General features: G+C 67.5%; 21 protein-coding genes. 18 read left to right on the top strand and 3 right to left on the bottom strand.

Features of this window, described 5'->3' with window-relative positions; translation table 11 throughout:
- Positions 1–137: 137 nt before the first annotated feature.
- Positions 138–1,457, bottom strand: a complete 1,320-nt coding sequence (locus tag OCUBac02_RS10330; RefSeq protein ID WP_173045410.1) for a flagellar biosynthetic protein FliO — start codon at positions 1,455–1,457, stop codon at positions 138–140.
- Positions 1,458–1,680: 223 nt separating this feature from the next.
- Between OCUBac02_RS10330 and flgB the strand changes: the two genes are divergently transcribed.
- From flgB to OCUBac02_RS10270, 12 genes are all read left to right on the top strand, one after another.
- Positions 1,681–2,082 (top strand): flagellar basal body rod protein FlgB, encoded by a 402-nt coding sequence (flgB, locus tag OCUBac02_RS10325; protein ID WP_047578244.1) that lies wholly within the window; start codon positions 1,681–1,683, stop codon positions 2,080–2,082.
- A 17-nt stretch (positions 2,083–2,099) separates the two neighbouring features.
- On the top strand, positions 2,100–2,510 hold the full coding sequence (gene flgC / locus OCUBac02_RS10320; protein ID WP_047578241.1) for a flagellar basal body rod protein FlgC: 411 nt from the start codon (positions 2,100–2,102) through the stop codon (positions 2,508–2,510).
- A gap of 29 nt (positions 2,511–2,539) precedes the next feature.
- Positions 2,540–2,863 (top strand): flagellar hook-basal body complex protein FliE, encoded by a 324-nt coding sequence (fliE, locus tag OCUBac02_RS10315; RefSeq protein WP_047578239.1) that lies wholly within the window; start codon positions 2,540–2,542, stop codon positions 2,861–2,863.
- A gap of 150 nt (positions 2,864–3,013) precedes the next feature.
- The gene (gene fliQ / locus OCUBac02_RS10310; RefSeq protein ID WP_047578234.1) at positions 3,014–3,280 is read left to right on the top strand and encodes a flagellar biosynthesis protein FliQ; all 267 of its coding nucleotides are present in this window, start codon (positions 3,014–3,016) and stop codon (positions 3,278–3,280) included.
- A 77-nt stretch (positions 3,281–3,357) separates the two neighbouring features.
- Positions 3,358–4,113, top strand: a complete 756-nt coding sequence (gene fliR, locus OCUBac02_RS10305) for a flagellar biosynthetic protein FliR (RefSeq protein ID WP_047578237.1) — start codon at positions 3,358–3,360, stop codon at positions 4,111–4,113.
- A gap of 7 nt (positions 4,114–4,120) precedes the next feature.
- On the top strand, positions 4,121–5,188 hold the full coding sequence (flhB, locus tag OCUBac02_RS10300) for a flagellar biosynthesis protein FlhB (RefSeq protein ID WP_047578232.1): 1,068 nt from the start codon (positions 4,121–4,123) through the stop codon (positions 5,186–5,188).
- A gap of 71 nt (positions 5,189–5,259) precedes the next feature.
- On the top strand, positions 5,260–7,764 hold the full coding sequence (gene cckA, locus OCUBac02_RS10295; protein WP_173045408.1) for a cell cycle histidine kinase CckA: 2,505 nt from the start codon (positions 5,260–5,262) through the stop codon (positions 7,762–7,764).
- A 305-nt stretch (positions 7,765–8,069) separates the two neighbouring features.
- Complete coding sequence (gene recA / locus OCUBac02_RS10290) at positions 8,070–9,155, top strand: recombinase RecA (RefSeq protein ID WP_047578775.1); 1,086 nt, start codon at positions 8,070–8,072, stop codon at positions 9,153–9,155.
- Positions 9,156–9,434: 279 nt separating this feature from the next.
- The gene (gene alaS / locus OCUBac02_RS10285) at positions 9,435–12,077 is read left to right on the top strand and encodes an alanine--tRNA ligase (protein ID WP_173045406.1); all 2,643 of its coding nucleotides are present in this window, start codon (positions 9,435–9,437) and stop codon (positions 12,075–12,077) included.
- Between the two features lie 7 nt (positions 12,078–12,084).
- A complete protein-coding gene (locus OCUBac02_RS10280) occupies positions 12,085–13,248 on the top strand; it encodes a cyclic nucleotide-gated ion channel (RefSeq protein WP_052232447.1) in 1,164 nt (387 codons plus the stop codon).
- Positions 13,249–13,250: 2 nt separating this feature from the next.
- Positions 13,251–13,871 (top strand): hypothetical protein, encoded by a 621-nt coding sequence (locus OCUBac02_RS10275; protein WP_173045404.1) that lies wholly within the window; start codon positions 13,251–13,253, stop codon positions 13,869–13,871.
- An 82-nt stretch (positions 13,872–13,953) separates the two neighbouring features.
- Entirely contained in the window at positions 13,954–14,589 is a 636-nt protein-coding gene (locus OCUBac02_RS10270) for a class I SAM-dependent methyltransferase (protein WP_173045402.1), read from the top strand.
- 80 nt (positions 14,590–14,669) lie between these two features.
- Here the strand turns inward: OCUBac02_RS10270 and OCUBac02_RS10265 are convergent, their stop codons facing one another.
- Complete coding sequence (locus OCUBac02_RS10265; protein WP_173045400.1) at positions 14,670–15,884, bottom strand: NADP-dependent isocitrate dehydrogenase; 1,215 nt, start codon at positions 15,882–15,884, stop codon at positions 14,670–14,672.
- Between the two features lie 212 nt (positions 15,885–16,096).
- Between OCUBac02_RS10265 and OCUBac02_RS10260 the strand changes: the two genes are divergently transcribed.
- The 3 genes from OCUBac02_RS10260 (at position 16,097) to OCUBac02_RS10250 (ending at position 18,584) form a co-directional block, all read left to right on the top strand.
- The gene (locus tag OCUBac02_RS10260) at positions 16,097–16,912 is read left to right on the top strand and encodes a hypothetical protein (RefSeq protein WP_173045398.1); all 816 of its coding nucleotides are present in this window, start codon (positions 16,097–16,099) and stop codon (positions 16,910–16,912) included.
- A 299-nt stretch (positions 16,913–17,211) separates the two neighbouring features.
- Positions 17,212–17,949, top strand: coding sequence for an SDR family NAD(P)-dependent oxidoreductase (locus tag OCUBac02_RS10255; RefSeq protein WP_173045396.1), 738 nt, complete (start codon positions 17,212–17,214; stop codon positions 17,947–17,949).
- A gap of 89 nt (positions 17,950–18,038) precedes the next feature.
- Positions 18,039–18,584 (top strand): 2,4'-dihydroxyacetophenone dioxygenase family protein, encoded by a 546-nt coding sequence (locus OCUBac02_RS10250; RefSeq protein WP_244639152.1) that lies wholly within the window; start codon positions 18,039–18,041, stop codon positions 18,582–18,584.
- A 111-nt stretch (positions 18,585–18,695) separates the two neighbouring features.
- On the opposite strand, the gene OCUBac02_RS10245 is transcribed toward OCUBac02_RS10250, so the two are convergent.
- Positions 18,696–19,103, bottom strand: coding sequence for a flagellar assembly protein FliX (locus tag OCUBac02_RS10245; protein WP_348521654.1), 408 nt, complete (start codon positions 19,101–19,103; stop codon positions 18,696–18,698).
- A 276-nt stretch (positions 19,104–19,379) separates the two neighbouring features.
- Between OCUBac02_RS10245 and OCUBac02_RS10240 the strand changes: the two genes are divergently transcribed.
- From OCUBac02_RS10240 to OCUBac02_RS10230, 3 genes are read left to right on the top strand one after another with little or no spacing between them, the layout of a single operon-like run.
- Positions 19,380–20,465, top strand: a complete 1,086-nt coding sequence (locus tag OCUBac02_RS10240; RefSeq protein ID WP_052232444.1) for a flagellar basal body P-ring protein FlgI — start codon at positions 19,380–19,382, stop codon at positions 20,463–20,465.
- Positions 20,465–20,821 (top strand): rod-binding protein, encoded by a 357-nt coding sequence (locus tag OCUBac02_RS10235; RefSeq protein ID WP_173045394.1) that lies wholly within the window; start codon positions 20,465–20,467, stop codon positions 20,819–20,821. Before OCUBac02_RS10240 ends, OCUBac02_RS10235 begins: the two co-directional genes overlap by 1 nt.
- Entirely contained in the window at positions 20,808–21,296 is a 489-nt protein-coding gene (locus tag OCUBac02_RS10230; protein ID WP_173045392.1) for a hypothetical protein, read from the top strand. Before OCUBac02_RS10235 ends, OCUBac02_RS10230 begins: the two co-directional genes overlap by 14 nt.
- The last annotated feature ends 152 nt before the right edge of the window (positions 21,297–21,448 follow it).

The following is a 21,448-nucleotide window of genomic DNA, read 5'->3' as shown; positions in this document are numbered from 1 at the left end:
ACTCAACCGATCGGGTGCCGACGAGGCTAGCCACGCGAAAGCGCCGCGCAACCGATGCGCGGCGTCTTGAGGCTGGAGAGCCGACAATCCTGTTGATGGCCTGCCGCCCTAACGCGGTCAGGCCGTGCGCTGAGGCCTCAGGACTTGGACTTGGGATCGCGGCCGAGCAGGCGGGCGAACTCGGCTTCGATCGCGTCGACCGAGAAGGGATCGATCTCCTTCGTCGCGGGCTCGGCCGGCTTCTCGGCCTCCGCCTGCGGCTTCGGGCTTTCGGCCGGGGCAGGCTCTTCCACGGTCGCGACGGCTTCCTCCACGGCGGGCGGCGCGTCCGCGATTGCGGGCTCGGGCGCCGGGCCCGGTTCCGGCTCATGTGCCTCGGCCGGCTTCGGCTCGACCGGTTTGACCTCCGGTGCCTTCTGGATCGGTCGATCCAGCGACAGCCCGAGCGCGGCCGCGAGTTCCGCCTCGACATCGCTCGGAATCGGTTTCTGGCGTGGCGGGACGACCGGTGCTGGCGTCACGACGGGCTCGGGCTCCGGCTCGGGAGCCGGCGGCTCGACGACGGGGGCAGCCGCCTCCACCGCAGCGGGCTCCTCCTCGACGAGGGGCGCAGGAGCAGGAGCAGGAGCAGGTTTCTCGACGGTTGCAGGCGGCTCGACAACCGGTGCAGCCTCGGCGGCCGGCGCCTCGCTGCCGAGATTGGCCGGGCGCACGGCGGAGAACGGCCGCTTGAGCGCCTCCTCGAGCTGGCGCGTCATGTCGTCGAGTTCTCCGGCGCTGACGGCCGGCTGCGGCGCGTGTTCGCGGGCAAAGCTCGGTGCCGGCCCGGTCGTGACCGGGGGAACCGGCATGGCCGGTGCGGCAGGCTTGGCGGCGGCGCCGGCCGCCTCGGCCGAAGCTGCGACGCCGAGAGCGGCGGCGACACCGGCCGTCGCGGCCGTGGCCGCAGCCGTCTTCACCGGCGGCTCGACCGGCACCGAAACGGGCCGGACCGGCAACGGCGGTAAGAGCTCCGGCCCTTCGGGCGCATAGTCGGCGCGGCGCGCATCCTCCCCTGCCCGCAAGGCGGGTTCGCTCGGCGGAACCAGCGTCTCGAACGGCGGCAACGGCCGATCCGCCGCGGCGGTATCGGTATAGGCCGGGGCCGCGGCCCGCCCGCCGCTGCGCAAGATATTCGTCTCGACCACGACATCGGACGCGCCGCCGATCATGAGGAGATGCTCGATATTGTCGCGGCGGATCAGCACGAGCTGGCGCTGCCGGTCGAGATCGTAGGTATCGACCACGCCGAGCCGGGGCTGGCGCTGACGCCCGCCGGCCTGGCCACGGAGCCGGAGCCGCCCGCCCTGAATCTGCCGCACGAACAATCCGAGCAGCGCAAGGAGCACGAGAATGACGACAGAGGCGATGATCACCTTCTGCGCGGTCGTGAGTTCCAATCCGAACAAGCTCTGCAAGATATGCCTCTTAACGCCACGGCGGCCCGGACGGCCGTTAAGTCCCGCCCATGTTTCAACACCTTGGCTATAGCATAACGCTTTCGCTATCGGGAAACATGGTGAACGCGTGGTTAATCACACCCGCGAAAACCCGCCGCTTTAACCGGATATTAACCATGCACCCGGCAGGATTTGCCGGGTAGACCGATCTCGCCGGCTACGCAAACGGGGAGCTGGAGCCATGGCGAACGACGGATTCAGCGTCGGCGGCGGCCTGATGCAGGCGCTGAAGACGCGCATGCACTACCAGCAGTCGCGCCAGAAGGTCCTCGCCGAGAACGTCGCCAATGCCGACAGCCCCGGCTTCCGTCCGGTCGACCTGAAGCCGCCGAGTCTCGATCCGGCCCGCGCCGGCGTGGCCGTCGCCCGCACCAGCGCCGGCCATATGAGCCTGAACACCGCCAATGGCGGCTTCGACGGCACCGGCGCCCCGCGATTCGAGACCACGCCGAACGGCAACGCCGTCAATCTCGAGGACGAGATGCTCAAGGTCGCGCAGAACCAGTCCGACTATCAGCTCGCCGCCTCGCTCTACAGCAAGGGGCTCGGCCTGATGAAGATCGCGATCGGCAAGGGGCGCTAAAGGATGGGCCGCTGATCATGGACCTGATCAAGAGTATCGCCATCGCCGCCTCCGGCCTGCGCAGCCAGTCCGGGCGCATGCGCATCATCTCCGAGAACATCGCCAATGCCGATTCCGGCCCCGAGCGCGCCGGCGCCGAGCCCTATCGCCGCAAGGTCCCGACCTTCCAGCGCCATGTGGACCGCACGCTCGACGCCCAGCTCGTCGCGCTCGGCAAGGTCCAGCGCGATCCGAGCGCCTTCAAGACCAAGCATGAGCCCGGCAATCCGGCGGCCGACGCCAACGGCAACGTCCAGATGCCGAACGTCAATTCGCTGGTCGAGATGGTCGACATGCGCGAGGCCCAGCGCAGCTACGAAGCCAATCTCAACCTGATCTCTTCGACGCGCCGGATGATCCAGCGCACCATCGACATCCTGCGCGCCTGAGCGCGGCTCCAGAAGGGGACTGAATCGCCATGGCCACTCCGGGTTTCGCCGCGGGCGCCTACGCCTCCATCCAGGGGATGGGTGCCGGCAATCTCATGCGCAAGCCGCTCGGCACGGGCGGCGCGGAAACGGGCGGGCCGGATTTCTCGGCGCTGCTCGGCAAGGCGCTCGACGCGACGGCGGATGCCGGGCGCAAGGCCGATGCCCAGACCGCGAGCGTCGCCGGCGGGCGGGCCGACATCGTCAATGTCGTGACGGCGGTGGCCGAGAGCGAGGCCGCGATCGAGACGCTGGTCGCAGTGCGCGACCGCGTCATCGCGGCCTACGAGGAAATCATGCGGATGCCGGTCTGATCCCCATCCGCAGCCCTCATCCTGAGGAGCCGCGTAAGCGGCGTCTCGAAGGATGTTCCAGAGCGCGCTGGATCATCCTTCGAGACGCGGGCTTCGCCCGCTCCTCAGGATGAGGGCTCGATAAACGATAGTACGAGCAGGACGAACGCAATGACTTCCGGAGCCATTCTCGACATCGCCCGCGACGGCATCGTCGTCTTCCTCAAGGTCGGCGGCCCGCTGATGGTGATCGCGCTCGCGGTCGGCCTCATCGTCTCGCTGATCCAGGCGCTGACCCAGATCCAGGAGCAGACTCTGGTCTTCGTGCCGAAGATCGTCGCCGTCTTCGCCGCGCTGCTGCTGTTTCTCCCGTTCATGGGAGACGCGCTGGCGGGTTATATGGGACGAGTCGCCGCCCGAATCGCCACGGGCGGATGAGCCCGTCGCGCCTGCAGCCGGCCTTCGCCGGCGCGGCTCCGCGGCACCGACCTTGGCGCAAAGGTGCCCGCGGCACGATGCAGATCGCGATCCTGCCCGAGATCAGCGCCATTTTCGTGCTCGTCTTCGCGCGGGTCGGCACGCTCGTCATGCTCATGCCCGGCATCGGCGAGCGCTTCATCTTCTCGCGGGCGCGGCTGTCTCTGGCCTTCTTCATCGCCCTGATGATCGTGCCGGTCGCCCGGCCCACGCTGCGCGTGCCCGGCGACGTCTCGGGCGTGGTCGCGCTGCTGATCGGCGAATTGCTGGTCGGCCTCGTCATCGGGCTCTGCGCCCGGCTGGTGATGGCCTGCCTCCAGACCGCCGGCACGCTGGTCGCCCAGACCATGGGGCTCGGCTTCGCCATGACGGTCGACCCGACCGGCGGCATGCAGAACCCCTCGATCGGCAACTTCCTGACGATGCTCGGCATCACGCTGATCCTGACCACGGACCTGCACCACATCGCCATCGCCGCGATCCATGAAAGCTATCGCCTGCTGCCGCCGGGCGGGGCGGTCGACATGACCGACACGATGGCGCTCGCCATCCGCTCGGCGGCGCGCGGCTTCGCATTGGCCATCCAGATCTCCGCGCCCTTCCTCGTCTTCGGCCTGCTGTTCAATCTCGGCCTCGGCGTGCTCGCGCGGATGATGCCGCAATTGCAGGTCTTCTTCCTCGCCGTTCCCGCTTCGATCATGGGCGGCATGCTCGTCCTGCTCGTCGTGCTCGGCGTTATGATGAGCGTCTTCATCGCCGACCTCGGCGCCTTCCTCCGCCAGTTCACCGGTTGAGGTCGCGATGTCCGAGGAAGCCGAAAACGAAGACAGAACAGAAGACCCGACCCAGCGAAAGCTGGACGAAGCCACGGAGAAAGGCGACGTCCCCAGATCGCAGGAGATCGGGACCTTCTTCGTGCTCTGCGGCTTCACGCTTTCCCTGCTGGTCGCCGCCGGCTGGTCGGCGCGCGAGGCGATGCTGTCGCTGCGCTCCTTCCTGATGAACGCGCATCAGGTCCCGTCCGACGGCGCCTCTTTCATGCAGATCACGCAGCGCGGCGTGCTCACCGGCTTCATGGCGCTGGGCCTTCCCTTCGCCTTCATCCTCTGCGCGGGGCTGGCCGGCGCGATGCTCCAGCACAAGCCGCTCTGGACCTTCGAGCCGCTGACGCCGAAATTCAACCGCATCTCGCCGATGGCGGGGGCCAAGCGCCTCTTCGGCAAGGAGGCCTGGGTCAATTTCGCCAAGGGCCTGGCCAAGACCATGCTGATCGGCATCGTCGTCTGGTACACGCTCTGGGGCCAGCACGACCGGCTCGAAGGCTTCGCCCAGATGGGCGTCGAGGCGCTGATGCCGGCAACGCTCTCGCTCGCGATCCAGCTCATGGGCGCGGTGCTCGCCCTCTTCGCCATCATCGCCATCGGCGATTTCGGCTGGCAGCGCTTCTCCTGGTACCAGCGCCAGAAGATGACCAAGCAGGAGATGAAGGACGAGTTCAAGAACTCGGAAGGTAATCCGGAGGTCAAGGCGAAACTGCGCCAGATCCGCGCCCAGCGCGTCCGCAAGCGCATGATGGCGGCTGTGCCCAAGGCGACCGTGATCATCACCAACCCGACCCACTTCGCCGTCGCGCTGCAATACGAGCCCGGCATGGCGGCGCCGCTCTGCCTCGCCAAGGGCGTCGACGCGATGGCGCTCAAGATCCGCGAAGTCGCCGGCGAGCACCGCGTGCCGATCGTCGAGAACCCGCCTCTGGCGCGCGCGCTCTACGCCACGGTCGACATCGACGAAGAAATTCCTGTCGAACACTATCAGGCTGTCGCCGAAGTCATCGGATACGTCTTGCGCCTGAAGGGCCGCCGCGCCTAACTCGGCAGGGATGCGAAGGAAGTTTGGCCGCCCGGTTTCCGCGCGGCCGCAAGGGAACGGACTCCACCGCAATGAGCGGAAGCACGGCGACCAATACGATCGATCGCTCGGACAAGCCCGGCCATATCGGGATCATCCTGTTCGTCGCGGCCCTGCTCGTCGGCGCGGCGATCGCGCTCGGCTTCCTCGCCAATGAATGGGCGCAGCCGCTCATCCTCGGCCTGCTCGCCCTGCTCTCGGTCGTCGGCGTCTTCGGCCTCTTCGCCTTCGCCATCGGGCTCGTGCAGTTTGCCGGGCGCGCCTCCCGCAACGACCTGACCAAGGCGATCGTCGACCGCGCCGATGACGGCATCGTCGTGACCGAGAGCGAGAACGAGGTCGTCTATGCCAACGAGGCCTATCTGGCGCTCGCCGGGGCGACCGGCGCCAACGACCTGAAGCCGGTCGGCCGCCTGCTGACCGGGCGCGCCGACGTCTCCGAGGCGATCTACCGGCTCGCCACCGCCGCCCGCGAGCATCGCCGCCTCGTCGAGGAGGTGCGTCTCGAGCCCGCGCTGAACGGGCGCGGCGAGGTCGGCTGGTATCGCGTCCGCGTTTCCCCCGTCCGCCGCGAGGCCACGACGGCGACGCTCTGGTCGGTCTCCGACATCACGCCGGAGCGCGAGCGCCAGGAGAACGCCTTCCAGGAACTCCAGCACGCGATCGACTATCTCGACCACGCGCCGGCCGGCTTCATCTCGATCGACGCCGACGGCGAGATTTCCTATCTCAACGCCACTCTCTCCGGCTGGCTCGACTTCGACCTCGCCCGCTTCGGCTCCGGCGGCCTGCATCTCGACGATGTCTGCACCCCTTCCGCCGCCGCCCTGATCCAGGCGATCCGCGGCCAGCCCGGCGATGTCCGCGTCGAGGTGCTCGATGTCGACCTGAAGCGCCGCAACGGCGCGCCCCTCCCCGTGCGCCTGCATCATCAGGTCGCCTTCGGCCAGGACGGCCGCGCCGGCCCCTCGCGCACCCTCGTCCTCAACCGCACCGCGGGCGAGGCCGGCGCCGATGGCGGCAGCGATGCCGAGGTCCGCTTCGCCCGCTTCTTCCATTCGACGCCGATGGCGATCGCGACCGTCGACGAGACCGGCGCGATCCTGCACTCGAACGCCGCCTTCGCCCGCCTGATCCCGGCAGGCCTGCGCCCCCGCACCATCCACGATCTCGTCGCCTCCGGTGCGGGCCTCGACGCTGCGCTGGCCGAGGTGGTCGCCGGGCGTTCGGGCGGCGCCCCGCTCGATCTCGCGCTCGCCGGCGAGGACGGCCGCTCGGCCAAGCTGTACCTTACCCCCGTCGCCGGCACCGAGGGCGGCGACGGCGAGCGCGCCATCGTCTACGCGCTGGAGACGACGGCCGAGCGCAAACTGCGCGACAACATGGATCAGGCCGGCAAGATGCAGGCGGTCGGCCAGCTCGCCGGCGGCATCGCGCACGACTTCAACAACGTGCTGCAGGTCATCATCAACGCCTCCGAGTTCCTGCTGGCGAGTCATCGGCCCACCGACCCGTCCTTCCCGGACATCATGCAGATCAAGCAGAACGCCTACCGCGCCGCGGCGCTGGTGCGGCAGCTTCTTGCCTTCTCGCGCCGCCAGACCCTGCGCCCGCAGGTGCTGGAGCTGGGCGAGGTGCTCTCCGACCTCTCGCTGATGCTGAAGCGCGTCGTCGCCGACAAGGTCACGCTCGACGTCCGCCAGGGCCGCGACCTCTGGCCGGTCAAGGCCGATCTCGGCCAGCTCGAACAGGTCATCGTCAACCTCGCCGTCAACGCCCGCGACGCCATGCCGGACGGCGGCAGGCTTGCGGTGCGCACCCGCAACGTCGCCCGCGAGGACTGCGCCTCTTTCGGCCACGAGGCCCTGCCGACCGACGATTACGTGCTGCTGGAGGTCGAGGATACCGGCACCGGCATCCCGCAGGAGCATCTCGACAAGATCTTCGAGCCCTTCTTCACCACCAAGGAGGTCGGCAAGGGCACCGGTCTCGGCCTCTCCATGGTCTACGGCATCGTCAAGCAGACCGGCGGCTATGTCTTCGTCGACTCGACCATCGGCAAGGGCACGGCCTTCCAGATCTTCCTGCCCCGCCATGTCCCGAGCCAGGAGGAGATCGCCGCGGAAGCCGCCGCCAGGGAAGCGCCGAAGAAGCTCGCTGCCGACCATACCGGCGCCGGCGTCATCCTGCTGGTCGAGGACGAGGATGCGGTCCGCGCCCTCAACGCCCGTATGCTGGTCTCGCGCGGCTACACCGTCCACGAGGCTGCCTCCGGCGTCGAGGCGCTGGATACGTTCCTGCAGAACGACGGCCAGATCGATCTCGTCGTCTCCGACGTGGTGATGCCGGAAATGGACGGCCCGACGCTGCTCGGCGAATTGCGCAAGCGCAACCCGAACACCAAGGTCGTCTTCGTCTCCGGCTATGCCGAAGAGGCCTTCCGCAAGAACCTGCCGGAAGGCGAGGAATTCCACTTCCTGCCCAAGCCCTTCACGATGAAGCAGCTCGTCGAGACCGTGAAGGCGGCGATGGGCTGAGGGCCCGTTCCAGCCTCTCTCAGCCCTCATCCTGAGGAGCCGCGTAGCGGCGTCTCGAAGGATGTTTCAGGAGGCTCCCGGAACATCTGGAACATCCTTCGAGACGCAAGCCTCCGGCTTGTTCCTCAGGATGAGGGCTGAAGCGACCGGCGCCCATGCCTCCCGTGACAGCTCCTGACACATCTCCTGACAGAAACTGACACTGAGAACAAAAAAAGAACTTGATAGCAGGAACAAAGCGTGACCATTCTCATGTCAAGACGCATTGAGATGTCCCCCTCGCCCTGCCATAAGGAGCCCGAAACGTGAATCAGGCGAATCTCAAACTCGTGGAAGGCTCCTCGATGGACAAGGCCAAGGCGCTCGATGCGGCGCTCTCCCAGATCGAACGCGCCTTCGGCAAGGGCTCGATCATGCGGCTGGGCAAGAACCCGCAGGCGATCGAGATCGAGACGATCTCGACCGGTTCGCTCGGCCTCGACATCGCGCTCGGCGTCGGCGGCCTGCCCAAGGGCCGCATCGTCGAGATTTACGGGCCGGAATCCTCGGGCAAGACCACGCTCGCCCTGCACACCATCGCCGAGGCCCAGAAGAAGGGCGGGGTCTGCGCCTTCGTCGATGCCGAGCATGCGCTCGACCCGGTCTATGCCCGCAAGCTCGGCGTCAATCTCGACGACCTCCTGATCTCGCAGCCCGATACCGGCGAGCAGGCGCTGGAGATCACCGATACGCTCGTCCGCTCCGGCGCGATCGACGTGCTCGTGGTCGACTCGGTCGCGGCGCTGACGCCCCGTGCCGAGATCGAGGGCGAGATGGGCGATGTCCAGCCGGGCCTCCAGGCCCGCCTGATGAGCCAGGCCCTGCGCAAGCTCACCGCCTCGATCTCGCGCTCGAACTGCATGGTCATCTTCATCAACCAGATTCGCATGAAGATCGGCGTGATGTACGGTTCGCCGGAGACGACCACCGGCGGCAACGCGCTCAAGTTCTACGCTTCCGTGCGCCTCGACATCCGCCGCGTCTCGACGCTGAAGGAGCGCGACGAGGCGACCGGCAACCAGGTCCGCGTCAAGGTCGTCAAGAACAAGGTCGCGCCGCCCTTCAAGCAGGTCGAGTTCGACATCATGTTCGGCGAGGGCATCTCCAAAGTCGGCGAGCTGATCGATCTCGGCGTCAAGGCCGGCATGGTCGAGAAGGCCGGCGCCTGGTTCTCCTTCGACAGCCAGCGCCTCGGCCAGGGTCGCGAGAACGCCAAAAGCTTCCTCAAGGCCAACCCGGACGTCGCCGCCAAGATCGAGGCCACGATCCGGCAGAATTCCGGCCTCGTCGCCGACCGCATCCTCGACGAGGCAGCGCCGACCGCAGACGATCTCGACGAAGGCGAGGCCTGAGACATCGAACGCCGTCATGCTCGGGCTTGACCCGAGCATCTCGGGCCGAATGAGGCGACCTATCCTGAAAGAGGTTTTCGGGTCTGCGCTTCGCTCCGCCCGAGAATGACGTTCCAATGCAACGGGCGGCCTCCGGGCCGCCCTTTTCGTTTGCCGGTAAGGCCTTGGACCAGTGCAGCGCATCGAGCTTTCTGGACAGGCGCGAGCCGCCTGACTAGAACCGGACCTTCCTGCCGGGTGCGCCCGGCTTCTGCCCGAGTTGAGAAGCGCAAAAGAGCGATGAGCGGCGTCAACGATATCCGGTCGACCTTCCTCGACTACTTCAAGTCCCAGGGCCACGAGATCGTGCCGTCGAGCCCGCTCGTGCCGCGCAACGACCCGACGCTGATGTTCGCCAATTCGGGCATGGTGCAGTTCAAGAACGTCTTCACCGGCCAGGAGAAGCGCCCCTATTCGCGCGCCACCACCGCCCAGAAATGCGTGCGCGCCGGCGGCAAGCACAACGATCTCGACAATGTCGGATACACCGCCCGCCACCACACCTTCTTCGAGATGCTGGGGAACTTCTCCTTCGGCGATTATTTCAAGGAACAGGCGATCCATCACGCCTGGACCCTGGTCACGCGCGAATTCGGCCTACCCAAGGACAAGCTGACGGTCACCGTCTATTCCGAGGACGACGAGGCGCATGCGCTCTGGAAGAAGATCGCCGGCCTGACCGACGACAGGATCATCCGTATCCCGACCTCGGATAATTTCTGGCGCATGGGCGATACCGGCCCCTGCGGCCCCTGCTCCGAGATCTTCTACGACCATGGCGACCATATCTGGGGCGGCCCGCCCGGCTCCGCCGAGCAGGACGGCGACCGCTTCATCGAGATCTGGAACCTTGTGTTCATGCAATACGAGGAGGCGGCCGGCGGCATCCGCACGGACCTGCCCCGCCCCTCGATCGATACCGGCATGGGGCTGGAGCGCATCGCGGCCGTGCTCCAGGGCACGCATGACAACTATAATATCGACCTGTTCCGCGCCCTGATCACGGCCATCGCCGACCTGACCTCGGTCGATCCGGACGGTCCGATGAAGGCGAGCCATCGCGTCATCGCCGATCATCTGCGCTGCTCCGCCTTCCTGATCGCCGATGGCGTGCTGCCCTCGAACGAGGGCCGCGGCTATGTGCTGCGCCGGATCATGCGCCGCGGCATGCGCCATGCGCAGTTGCTCGGCGCCAAGGAGCCGCTGCTCTACAAGCTCGTGCCGGCGCTGACCCGCGAGATGGGCCGTGCCTATCCCGAACTGCTCCGCGCCGAGCCCCTGATTACCGAGACGCTGAAGCTGGAGGAAACCCGTTTCCGCACCACGCTGGCGCGCGGCCTCACCCTGCTCGACGACGCCTCGAAGGATCTGACCGCCGGCCAGAGCCTCAAGGGCGACGTCGCCTTCACGCTCTACGACACCTACGGCTTCCCGCTCGACCTGACGCAGGACGCACTGCGCGCCCGCGAGATCACCGTCGATACCGAGGGTTTCGATGCCGCCATGCAGCAGCAGAAGGCCAAGGCGCGCGCCGCCTGGTCGGGTTCCGGCGAGGCTGCGACCGAAACGCTCTGGTTCCCGCTGCGCGACAAGGTCGGCGCGACCGAGTTCCTCGGCTACGACACCGAGACCGCCGAGGGCGTCGTCACCGCGCTGATCCGCGACAATGCCGAGGTCCCGTCGCTGAAGGCCGGCGAGAGCGGTTTCATGCTGGTCAACCAGACCCCGTTCTACGGCGAGTCCGGCGGCCAGGTCGGCGATGCCGGGCTCGTCAAGGCGCCGGGCACGGTGGTCGAGATCAGCGACGTCCAGAAGAAGCTCGGCGATGTCTTCGCCCATAGCGTGACCGTCAAGGAAGGCGAACTGAAGCTCGGCGCCGCCGTCGAGCTCGTTGTCGATCACGAGCGCCGCACCGCGATCCGCGCCAACCATTCGGCGACGCACCTGCTGCACGAGGCGCTGCGCCTCGTGCTCGGCGACCATGTCGCGCAGAAGGGCTCGCTGGTCTCGGCCGATCGCCTGCGCTTCGACTTCTCGCATCCCAAGCCCATCAGCGCCGAGGAACTGCGCGAGGTCGAGGAAATCGCTAATGCGATCGTCCTCCAGAACGAGCCGGTCACGACCCGCCTGATGAGCGTCGATGAGGCGATCGCCTCCGGGGCGCGCGCCCTCTTCGGCGAGAAATACGGTGACGAAGTCCGCGTCGTCGCGATGGGAACGAACCCGGCCGGCCGCGCCTATTCGGTCGAGCTCTGCGGCGGTACCCATGCCTCACGCACCGGCGATATCGGCCTCGTCAGCATCGTCGGCGAAGGCGCGGTGGCGGCCGGCGTGCGCCGCCTCGAAGCCATGACCGGCAATGGCGCCCGCCTGCGCCTCAATGAGGAATCGCGCCTGCTCGACGGTCTCGCCAGCCTGCTCAAGGTTCCCGCCAACGAGGCCGGCAACCGTCTCGCCGCGCTGATCGAGGAGCGCCGCAAGCTCGATCGCGAACTGACCGAGGCCCGCAAGAAGCTCGCCATGGGCGGCGGCGGCGCGGCCGAGGAGCCGATCCAGGAGATCGCCGGCGCCAAGCTCTTGGCCCGCGCCGTCACCGGCATCGAGATGAAGGACCTGAAGAGCCTCGCCGACGAGGCGAAGGCCCGCGTCGGTTCCGGCGTCGTGGCCATCGTCGGCGTCGCCGAGGACGGCAAGGCCGGCGTCGTCGTCGGCGTCACGCCCGACCTGACCGAGCGCTTCGACGCGGTCGCGCTGGTCCGCGCCGCTTCCGAGCAGCTCGGCGGCAAGGGCGGCGGCGGCCGTCGCGACATGGCCCAGGCCGGCGGGCCGGACGGCAGCAAGGCGCAAGCCGCGCTCGATGCCGTCGCCGCGGCGATGGGCTGAGGCGAGCATGGCCTCCGCCACGCCTGGACAGGGCTGGCGGCGGCAGGTTCACCTGTGGTTCGATCACGGTGCCGGCGACGATCTCGTCGCCACCGTGATCCACCGGGCGCTGGTCGTTCTGATCTGCGCCAACGTACTGGCGATCGTGCTGGAATCCGTTCCGGAGCTGGCCGCCCGCTTCGGCCCCGGCTTCGACCTGCTGGAGCGCATCTCGCTCGCGCTCTTCACCCTCGAATACGTCGTCCGCATCTGGATCGCACCCGAGAACGCCCGCTATCGCGGCATGAGCGCGACGCGCGCCCGGTTCGCCTATCTCGCCTCCTTCCCGGCCATCATCGATCTGCTCGCGATCCTGCCGCTGGCCGCAGGTTTGTTCGGCTTCAGCGAGATCAGGATCCTGCTGCTGCTGCGCCTGCTGCGCTTCTTCAAGCTGGGGCGCTACTCGCCCGGCATGGCGTCGCTGGCGGCGGCGCTGGCGTCCGAGCGCAAGGCGCTCGTCGCCTGCTTCGTCATCCTGATGGGCGTGATGCTGGTCGCGGCGAGCGCCATGCATCTCGTCGAGCATGAGGCCCAGCCCGACAAGTTCGGCACGATCCCCGATGCGATGTGGTGGGCGATCATCACCCTGACCACGGTCGGCTATGGCGATGCCTATCCGGTCACCGCGGCCGGCAAGGCCGTTGCTGCCGTCACCGCCGTGCTCGGCCTGATCATGCTCGCCCTGCCGGTCGGCATCGTCGCCACCGCCTTCGCGCAGGAAATCCACCGGCGTGAATTCGTGGTGACCTGGAGCATGATCGCGCGCGTGCCGCTGTTCGGCGGGCTCGATGCCAGCGAGATTGCGGCGGTGATGCAGTTCCTGCGCGCCCAGACGGTGCGCAGCGGCGCCGTCATCATGCATCAGGGCGAGCCCGGCCGGGCGCTCTATTTCATCGCCAGCGGCGAGGTCGAGGTCGCGCATGCCGACAGCCGCGACCGGCTCGACGAAGGTCATTTTTTCGGCGAACTCCAGCTCGATGATATCGCCATCGCGAGCCACTCGCCCTGCCCGCAGGCGGCGGTGGCGACGGCTCCTTCCAAGCTGCTGGTGCTCGACCCCGTCGATTTTCGGGCTCTCACCACGCGCCACCCCCAGCTCGCGGAGCGCATCCGGGCGCTGGCGAGAGGATGAACGTGAAACGCCGTTCCCTGATCGGATTCGCCGCCCTGCTTCCCGTGACGGCCGCCGCGCAGACGAAACCGTCGCAACGGCGCAGCAACGCCCCCGCCCTCTCCGCGGCCCGGACCATCGTCGCCGGCGCGCCGCTCGGCGTCTTCCTGAGCAACGCGCCGCAGGGCGCCCGGCTCGCCATCGCCCGCCCGGACGATCCGGCGAGCAGGGCGATCGTCGTCGTCGAGCCGAAGCACACGGTGCCCGCCCTGCCGACGCCGGGCGTGGTCGGCACCTACGAACTGCGCCTGACGGTCGAGAAGGACGGCGCGCCGGTGATCCTCTTGCGCCAGCCCCTCGTCACGACGGAGCCGAGTGCGACGCTCGCCGCGCCGGAGCGCGTCGGCCGTGGCCAGGGCCTGCCGGTGCGCGGCATCGGCCCCAATGGCGAGCAGGACCGCGTCATGCTGGTGAAGCCCGACGCACCGGCCGATACGGAGGGCCCGCGCTTCTTCCCGGCCGAGAATGTCGAGGCGGTGCTGGAGGCACCGGACCAGCCGGGCGTCTATGAATTGCGCTACGTGCTGCACGCGCCGCTGGCGGAGCCCCGGATTCTGGCGCGACGCGCGGTGAAGGTGGAATGAGCCGCCTCCGGCGGGCCGTTTCGCGTAAAACGCCCGCAATCTTCGCCCCCTATATAGGCCTTGCTTGAGGGAGAGCCGAGAGATGAGCAGCGCAGGCGATGCCCGCTTCTGGGACAGGACGTCCAGCCGATATGCGCGCAGCACCATTTCGGATGCCGCTGGTTATGAGCGTACGCTGGAGCGGACGCGGGAGCTCCTGAAACCGCAAGACAAGGTGCTGGAGCTCGGCTGCGGCACCGGGTCGACGGCGCTCAGGCTGGCCGAGGGCGTCCAAGGCTATCTGGCGACGGACATCTCGACCGGCATGATCGCAATTGCCGAGCAGAAGCTGGCGACCGAAGCGATCCCGGGATTGAGCTTCGGCGTCGCCACGGCGGAAACGCTCACGCCCGATGCGCCTTTCGATGTCGTTCTGGGCTTCAGCTACCTGCATCTGGTGCGAGATCTGCCCGGCACGCTGGAACACATCCGCAGCTTGCTGGCGGAGGGCGGGCTGTTCATCTCGAAGACACCCTGTATCGGCGACATGAATCCACTGATCGGATACGCTGCCCTTCCCGTGATGCGCGCGCTTCGGCTGGCGCCCTTTGCAGCCGTCTTCGACGAGGCGGAGTTGAACGAGCGCGTGGCCGCGGCAGGCTTTCGGCTTCTGGCGATCGAGAAGCATGCGACGAAGGGCAAGGACTGGCGCCCCTATATCGTGGCGCAGAAGGCCTGATTGCCACAGGCGGTGCAGCGCATGAAAAAAGCCCGGCCTTGCGGCCGGGCTCCTTGTTTCACGCAAGCGAGCGCCTGAGATCAGGCGGCCATCGCCTTGCGCATGTTCTCGCTGACCTTCTCGAGGAAGCCGGTGGTCGAGAGCCACTTCTGCTCGGCGCCGACCAGCAGGGCGAGGTCCTTGGTCATGTCGCCGGCCTCGACGGTATCGACCGTGACCTTCTCCAGCAGCGCGGCGAACTTGGCGAGCTCGGCATTGCCGTCGAGCTTGGCGCGGTGGGCGAGACCGCGGGTCCAGGCGAAGATCGAGGCGATCGAGTTCGTCGAGGTCTCCTTGCCCTTCTGGTGCTCGCGATAGTGGCGGGTCACCGTGCCGTGCGCGGCCTCGGCCTCGACGGTCTTGCCGTCCGGCGTCATCAGCACCGAGGTCATCAGGCCGAGCGAGCCGAAGCCCTGCGCCACGGTGTCGGACTGCACGTCGCCGTCGTAGTTCTTGCAGGCCCAGACATAGCCGCCCGACCACTTCATCGCCGAAGCGACCATGTCGTCGATCAGGCGGTGCTCGTAGGTGATGCCGAGCTCGTCGAACTTGGCCTTGAACTCCTTCTCGTAGATCTCCTGGAAGATGTCCTTGAAGCGGCCGTCATAGGTCTTGAGGATGGTGTTCTTGGTCGAGAGATAGACCGGGTACTTCCGCATCAGGCCGTAGTTCAGCGAGGCGCGGGCGAAGTCGCGGATCGAGTCGTCGAGATTGTACATCGCCATGGCGACGCCGGCCTCGGGGGCCTTGAAGACCTCCTTCTCGATGACATTGCCGTCCTCGCCGACGAACTTGATCGAGAGCGTGCCCTTGCCGGGGAACTTGAAGTCGGTGGCGCGATACTGGTCGCCGAAGGCATGGCGGCCGATGACGATCGGCTGGGTCCAGCCCGGGACGAGGCGCGGCACGTTCTTGCAGATGATCGGCTCGCGGAAGATCACGCCGCCGAGGATGTTGCGGATCGTGCCGTTCGGCGACTTCCACATTTCCTTGAGGTTGAACTCCTTCACGCGGCCCTCGTCCGGCGTGATGGTCGCGCATTTGACGGCGACGCCATGCTTCTTGGTGGCGTTGGCGGCGTCGATGGTGACCTGGTCGTTGGTCGCGTCGCGGTTCTCGACCGAGAGGTCGTAGTAGTCGAGCTCGAGATCCAGATACGGGAAGATCAGGGTGTCCTTGATCTTCTGCCAGATGATCCGGGTCATCTCGTCGCCGTCCATGTCGACGACCGGGTTGGCGACCTTGATCTTGCTCATGCGATGACCCCTGTTCTCTCCAGATAGAACGATCCGAAACGGCGGCTTTCGGCCACGGTTCACGGCTGGGAGGCTTCCTAGCGGGTTCGGGGCGGCGGGGGAAGCGCGGCTTTCGGGCAATCTGACACGCCGATCATGTTGCACCGCCGCAAAATCGGCACCTTCCCGGCCTAGCCTGGTCTGCCGCTCGTCATAGCGACAGGACGAACGACGTGTTCCGTTTCATTCCCGATTGCCGGCCCGGCCTCGCCACGGCCATGTTCATCCTCGCCGCAACGCCCGGCTTCGCCCTCGCCGCCGCGCCGATCTCGGCCGAGGAGCAGCCTGCGATACCGCTGCCGATCCCGCGCGGCGCTCTGATCGACCCCGATGCGGGCGAAACGGCAGCACTGGCGGCGAGCGAGCCCGATGCGATCGTCTTCGATCCCGGTCTCGCCGCGCTCGGCCGCGCCGCCGCGGCATCGGGCGCGCATCTGCGGGCGCGGGCGCCGATCCCGGTCGACATCATCCGCAAGGGTTTCGCAGCCCGCCAGAGCATGGCGAGCGCGACGCAGGACCGCTCGGTCGGGTTCAAGCTCGGGCGGGACATCTTCTCGCTCTCGACCACGCTTTCCGATCCGGCGAGCATCGGCGCCACCCGGAACGCGGAGCTGCGCTGGCGCCTCGCCCAGCCGGCGGGCGCGGGCAAGGGCTTCATCTGGGGCCTCGCCACCGGCGGCGGCAGCGCGCTCTACGGCAATCCCGAGCAGATCGGCGAGGCGCTGATCGGCTATCGGCAGGAGCTGTTCCCGCACCTCACCCTGACCTCCCAGCTCACGATGGGCGGGACCTACGTCTTCGCGCCGGGCGACGGCATCCACACGGCGATGACGCCGGAGATGAAGCTTTCGGTCGATCTCGCCAAGCTCGCCGACCTGCCCTGGCAGACCTCCTTCGACCTGACGCTGGCGCGCAAGGTACCGCTCGTCGCCAGCGATTTCGAGACACGCGGCCGGGCCATGCTCTCCCTGAAGTACAAGTGGGATTGATTGGATAACTGGCCCCAAGAAGTGCGGGTCATCCCGGGCGACCGCAGGAAGACCCGGGATCCATGCCGGAGCGTTTCCGGCAGAGGTTCAGACATGGATCCCGGATCTACGCTGCGCTCCGTCCGGGATGACGCGCTTTTTTGGGGGAGGTCCAGATTCAACCGCTTGGAGACACGCGCGACCTTTGCGCCCAGGCTCCTCAGGATGAGGGCTCGCCGATCGTGAGGCAGACCGGCGCTTCATGGCGGCGTGCATCATCCTGCCTTCCCCCTGAACGCGGGCCGCTCTAGCCTCGCCGCATGACATACCCGACTTCGACCAAATTCGCTCTCGTCACCGGCGGCACGCGCGGCATCGGCGCCGGCGCCGCCCTCGCCCTGGCGCAGGCCGGCTATGACGTCCTCGCCACCGGCCTGACCGAGGAGGAGGTGTCAGCGGCGCCGGCCCATCCCGCCATCCGCCATGCCCGGCTCGACGTGACCCGCGACGCCGAGGTCGCGGCCATCGTGGCGACCTGCCCGCGCCTCGACGCGCTGGTGAACTGCGCCGGCATGATCCAGCGCGGCGGCAAGGAATTCGAGATCGACGCCTTCCGCCTGACGATCGAGGTCAATCTCAACGGCACGATGCGGATGTGCCTTGCCGCCAAGGACAAGCTCGCCGCCAAGGGCGCCGACAAGACCGGCGGCGCCATCGTCAACATCGCCTCGATGCTGACCTTCCACGGCTCGCCCTTCGCGCCGGGCTATGCGGCCTCGAAGGGTGGCATCGGCCAGCTCACCAAGTCGCTCGGCGCCGCCTGGGCACCGGAGGGCATCCGCGTCAATGCGGTCGCGCCGGGCTGGATCGAGACAGAATTGACCCGGCCGCTGGTCGAGGATGCCGAGCGCTCGGCGCCGATCCTCGCCCGCACGCCGATGGGCCGCTGGGGCAAGCCCGGCGATGTCGGTGGCGCCATCGCCTTCCTGCTCTCGGACGCGGCCCAGTTCGTCACCGGCGCGATCCTGCCGGTCGATGGCGGCTATCTCGCCGTCTAGTAAAGCGATTCCGGCCCAGGGACTTGGGCCGGAAACCTGAATCGAATTGTTCGCGCATTGAATCAGAACATCAGCACGGGAGAGACGCCATGAACACGACCAGCCCGATGCCCGTCACGGCTACGCAGGAGGAGCGCTGGACGCCCTATCGCCACCCCCAGCCGAAGGAATCGCCGCCGGAGCTGATCGTCCCGAACGTGATCCCGACCGACGAGCGCGTCTGGGTGCCGGTCGACGACAATGTCTGGTTCCGGCCGCTGCTCCTGTGCACCTCGCGCGGCTACTGGATGAACCTCCTCAAGGTCCGCCGCGCCGGCGTTCTCTCGCGCCACCGCCATCCGTTGCCGGTCCATGGCTACGTGCTCAAGGGCCAATGGCGCTACCTCGAACATGACTGGGTCGCGACCGAGGGCTCCTATGTCTACGAGGCACCGGGCGAGACGCATACGCTGGTGGTCGATCCCGAGACGGAAGAGATGATCACCATGTTCCAGGTCAACGGTGCGATGATCTATGTCGATCCGGACGGCAAATGCCTCGGCTATGACGACGTGTTCACCCGCATCGACAAGTGCCGCGCGCATTACGCCCGGAACGGGTTGGGCGCGGAGTATGTCGATCAGTTCATTCGCTGACGCTTCCCGTCATGGTCGGGCTTGTCTCGACCATCCACGTCTGCGCGGGTCGAAGATCGTGTCCAAGACGTGGATGCTCGCCACAAGGGCGAGCATGACGGCTCCGGCGCTTCAGCGCTTCAGCTTCGCCAGCTCCACGGCCGCGCGCAGTTCGATATGCGCCAGCACCTCGTCGAGGCGCGGATCGTCGGTCGTCTCGCGCCTGAGCGCCAATGTCGTGCGCAGCCGCTCAAGCTCGGAGGGCAGCACGCGGCCTGCGAGCAATGCAGCCTTCAGCCGATCGAGTCCGTCGAGCAGATCATGCCCGCGCCTCGCCTGCCGGCGCTTGCGCTCCTGCGTATCCTCCTGCGCCTGGACGGCGAGCAGGGTGTCGAGCGGGCCTGCCGCGCTGACGCCGCCGCTGCGGGCAGTCGTCGCGGATTCCTGCGTTGGAAGCGTGAAGGCCGCGCCGCTCGAGCGCCTCGCGGAACTGGCCGGGCCGGCATTCGAGACGGGCGCGCGCTGGTCGATCCTGATCATCGGCGGCCTCGTTGAGGGTTAATGAAACCTTGTCGGAAGACGGTTAACAGCCGGTAAACTGCCCGGCAGAAACTGCCGCCCCGGCAGGAAGCGCAGGCTCGGCCGGAGCCTCCCGACCATGAACCCGAACCGCAAAGGACTGACAAACAAGGCTTTTCAAATTCGAGTGGCTTGGCATGCCCCTCGCAAGGGCTCTGGCGAGATCAACCGCCCCGTGGTGCCAGACGCATGTTCCGCAACCCCGCCCTGAAGACGCTGCTGAAGCCGCTGGCCGCCATGCTGGCCGTGGTCGTCGGCCTGTCGTCGCAGCCGGTGTTCGCGCTCTCGCGCATCAAGGACCTCGCCTCGGTCGAGGGCGTGCGCACCAACCAGCTGCTCGGCTACGGCATCGTCGTCGGCCTCAACGGCACCGGCGACACCCTCAACAACACGCCCTTCACCAAGCAATCGCTGCAGGCGATGCTGGAGCGCCTCGGCGTCAACACGCGCGGCGCCAACATGCGCACCGCCAATGTCGCCGCCGTGATGGTGACGGCCAACCTGCCTCCCTTCGCGACGCAGGGCACCCGTCTCGACGTCACCGTCTCGGCCATGGGCGACGCCAAGTCGCTCCAGGGCGGCACGCTCTTGGTCACGCCGCTGCTCGGCGCCGATGGCGAAGTCTATGCGGTGTCGCAGGGCCCGGTCGCGATCTCCGGCTTCTCGGCCGAAGGCGACGCCAGCAAGATCACCCGCGGCGTGCCGACCGTCGGCCGCATCGCCAATGGCGGCGTCGTCGAGCGCGAGATCGATTTCGCGCTGAACAAGCTTTCGACGCTGCGCCTGTCGCTGCGCAATCCCGACCTCACCACCGCGCGCCGCATGGCCGCCGCGATCAACGAATTCGTCGGCGGCGACTCGGCCGAGCCGACCGATCCCTCGACCGTGGTCCTGCAGATTCCCGCCCGCTTCAAGGGCAACATGATCAAGCTGCTCACCGATATCGAGCAGTTGCGCGTCGAGCCCGACCAGCTCGCCCGCATCGTCATCGACGAGCGTTCCGGCATCATCGTCATGGGCAAGGATGTCCGCGTCTCCACGGTCGCCGTGGCGCAGGGCAACCTCACCGTCACGATCAGCGAGCAGCCGCAGGTCTCCCAGCCCGAGCCCCTCTCCCGCGGCCAGACGGTCGTGACGCCGCGCACCAACGTCAAGGTCGATACCGGCGGCGGCAACAAGCTCGCCCTCGTCCGCGAGAGCGTGACGTTGGCCGAGCTGGTCGACGGGCTCAACGCGCTCGGCATCGGCCCGCGCGACCTGATCTCCATTCTCCAGGCCATCAAGTCGGCAGGCGCGCTGCAGGCCGAAATCGAGGTGATGTGATGACTGTTGCCCTCGCGCTTCCCGCCGTGAACCTCGCCCTCGGCGTCGCCGGCAAGGTCGCCAATGGCATCGCCGATGCGCTCGACCCCGCCAAGGCCAAGGCGAAGAAGCAGGCCGACGAGTTCGAGACCATGTTCCTCGAGCAGATGACCGAGAAGCTCTTCGCCGGCGAAACCGGCGAGGGTCCGCTCGGCGAGAACGGCACTGGCGGCGGCATCTGGCGCTCCCAGTTGACGCAGCAATATGCTCAGCAGATCCAGAAGGCTGGTGGCATCGGCCTTTCCAGCCAGATCATGCGCGACCTGATCAATCTCCAGGAACAGGCAGCGGGCGGAGTCCAGAATGCTGGCCGCTAAGCCTATCCTCGACGAGCGCCCGCGCATCGCCGACGCCCTCAGTGCGCGCGCCCTGATCGAGGCGGTGCTGGAAGCGCTCGGCGCGCTCTCGCATCTCGTCGGCGAGGAAACCGAGCTCGTCCGCGCCGGCCGCCTGCCCGAGGCGATGACCCGCGAGCCGCGCAAGACCGAGCTCGCCGGCATCTACATGCGCGGCGTCGAGCAGGTGAAGCTGAACGCCATTGCGCTCGCCCGCTTCGTACCGGGCGAGGTCAAGCGGCTGAAGGAGGCGCACCTCGCCTTCCAGGGCCTGATCGAGACCAACCAGATCGTGCTGGCGACGGCGCGCGCCGTGTCGGAATCGGTCGTGCGCGACCTCGCCGCCGATGCCAACAAGCCGATGCGCGCCAATGGCTATGGCCCGACCGCGACGGTGGGCGCCGGCGTCTTCGCCAGGCCCAATTCCGGTCCGCTGGTGGTCTCGCGCCGGCTCTGAGAGAGCTGCCGATAGGGCACGCCGATCGCGGATGGGCGGCCGCAACGCCCAGCCCTTTGGTATATAAAGGGTTCATGCCTCGGCTGCGCCGGCAACCCTAAAGATTTACCTAATTTCTTGACGCCGGATTCAATCTTTTCCGGCAGAGTGTC

Source organism: Bosea sp. ANAM02 (assembly GCF_011764485.1).
Taxonomy (GTDB): Bacteria; Pseudomonadota; Alphaproteobacteria; order Rhizobiales; family Beijerinckiaceae; genus Allobosea.
Note: the sequence above shows the minus strand (reverse complement) of the source record. Positions and strands in the feature narration are given on the sequence as shown.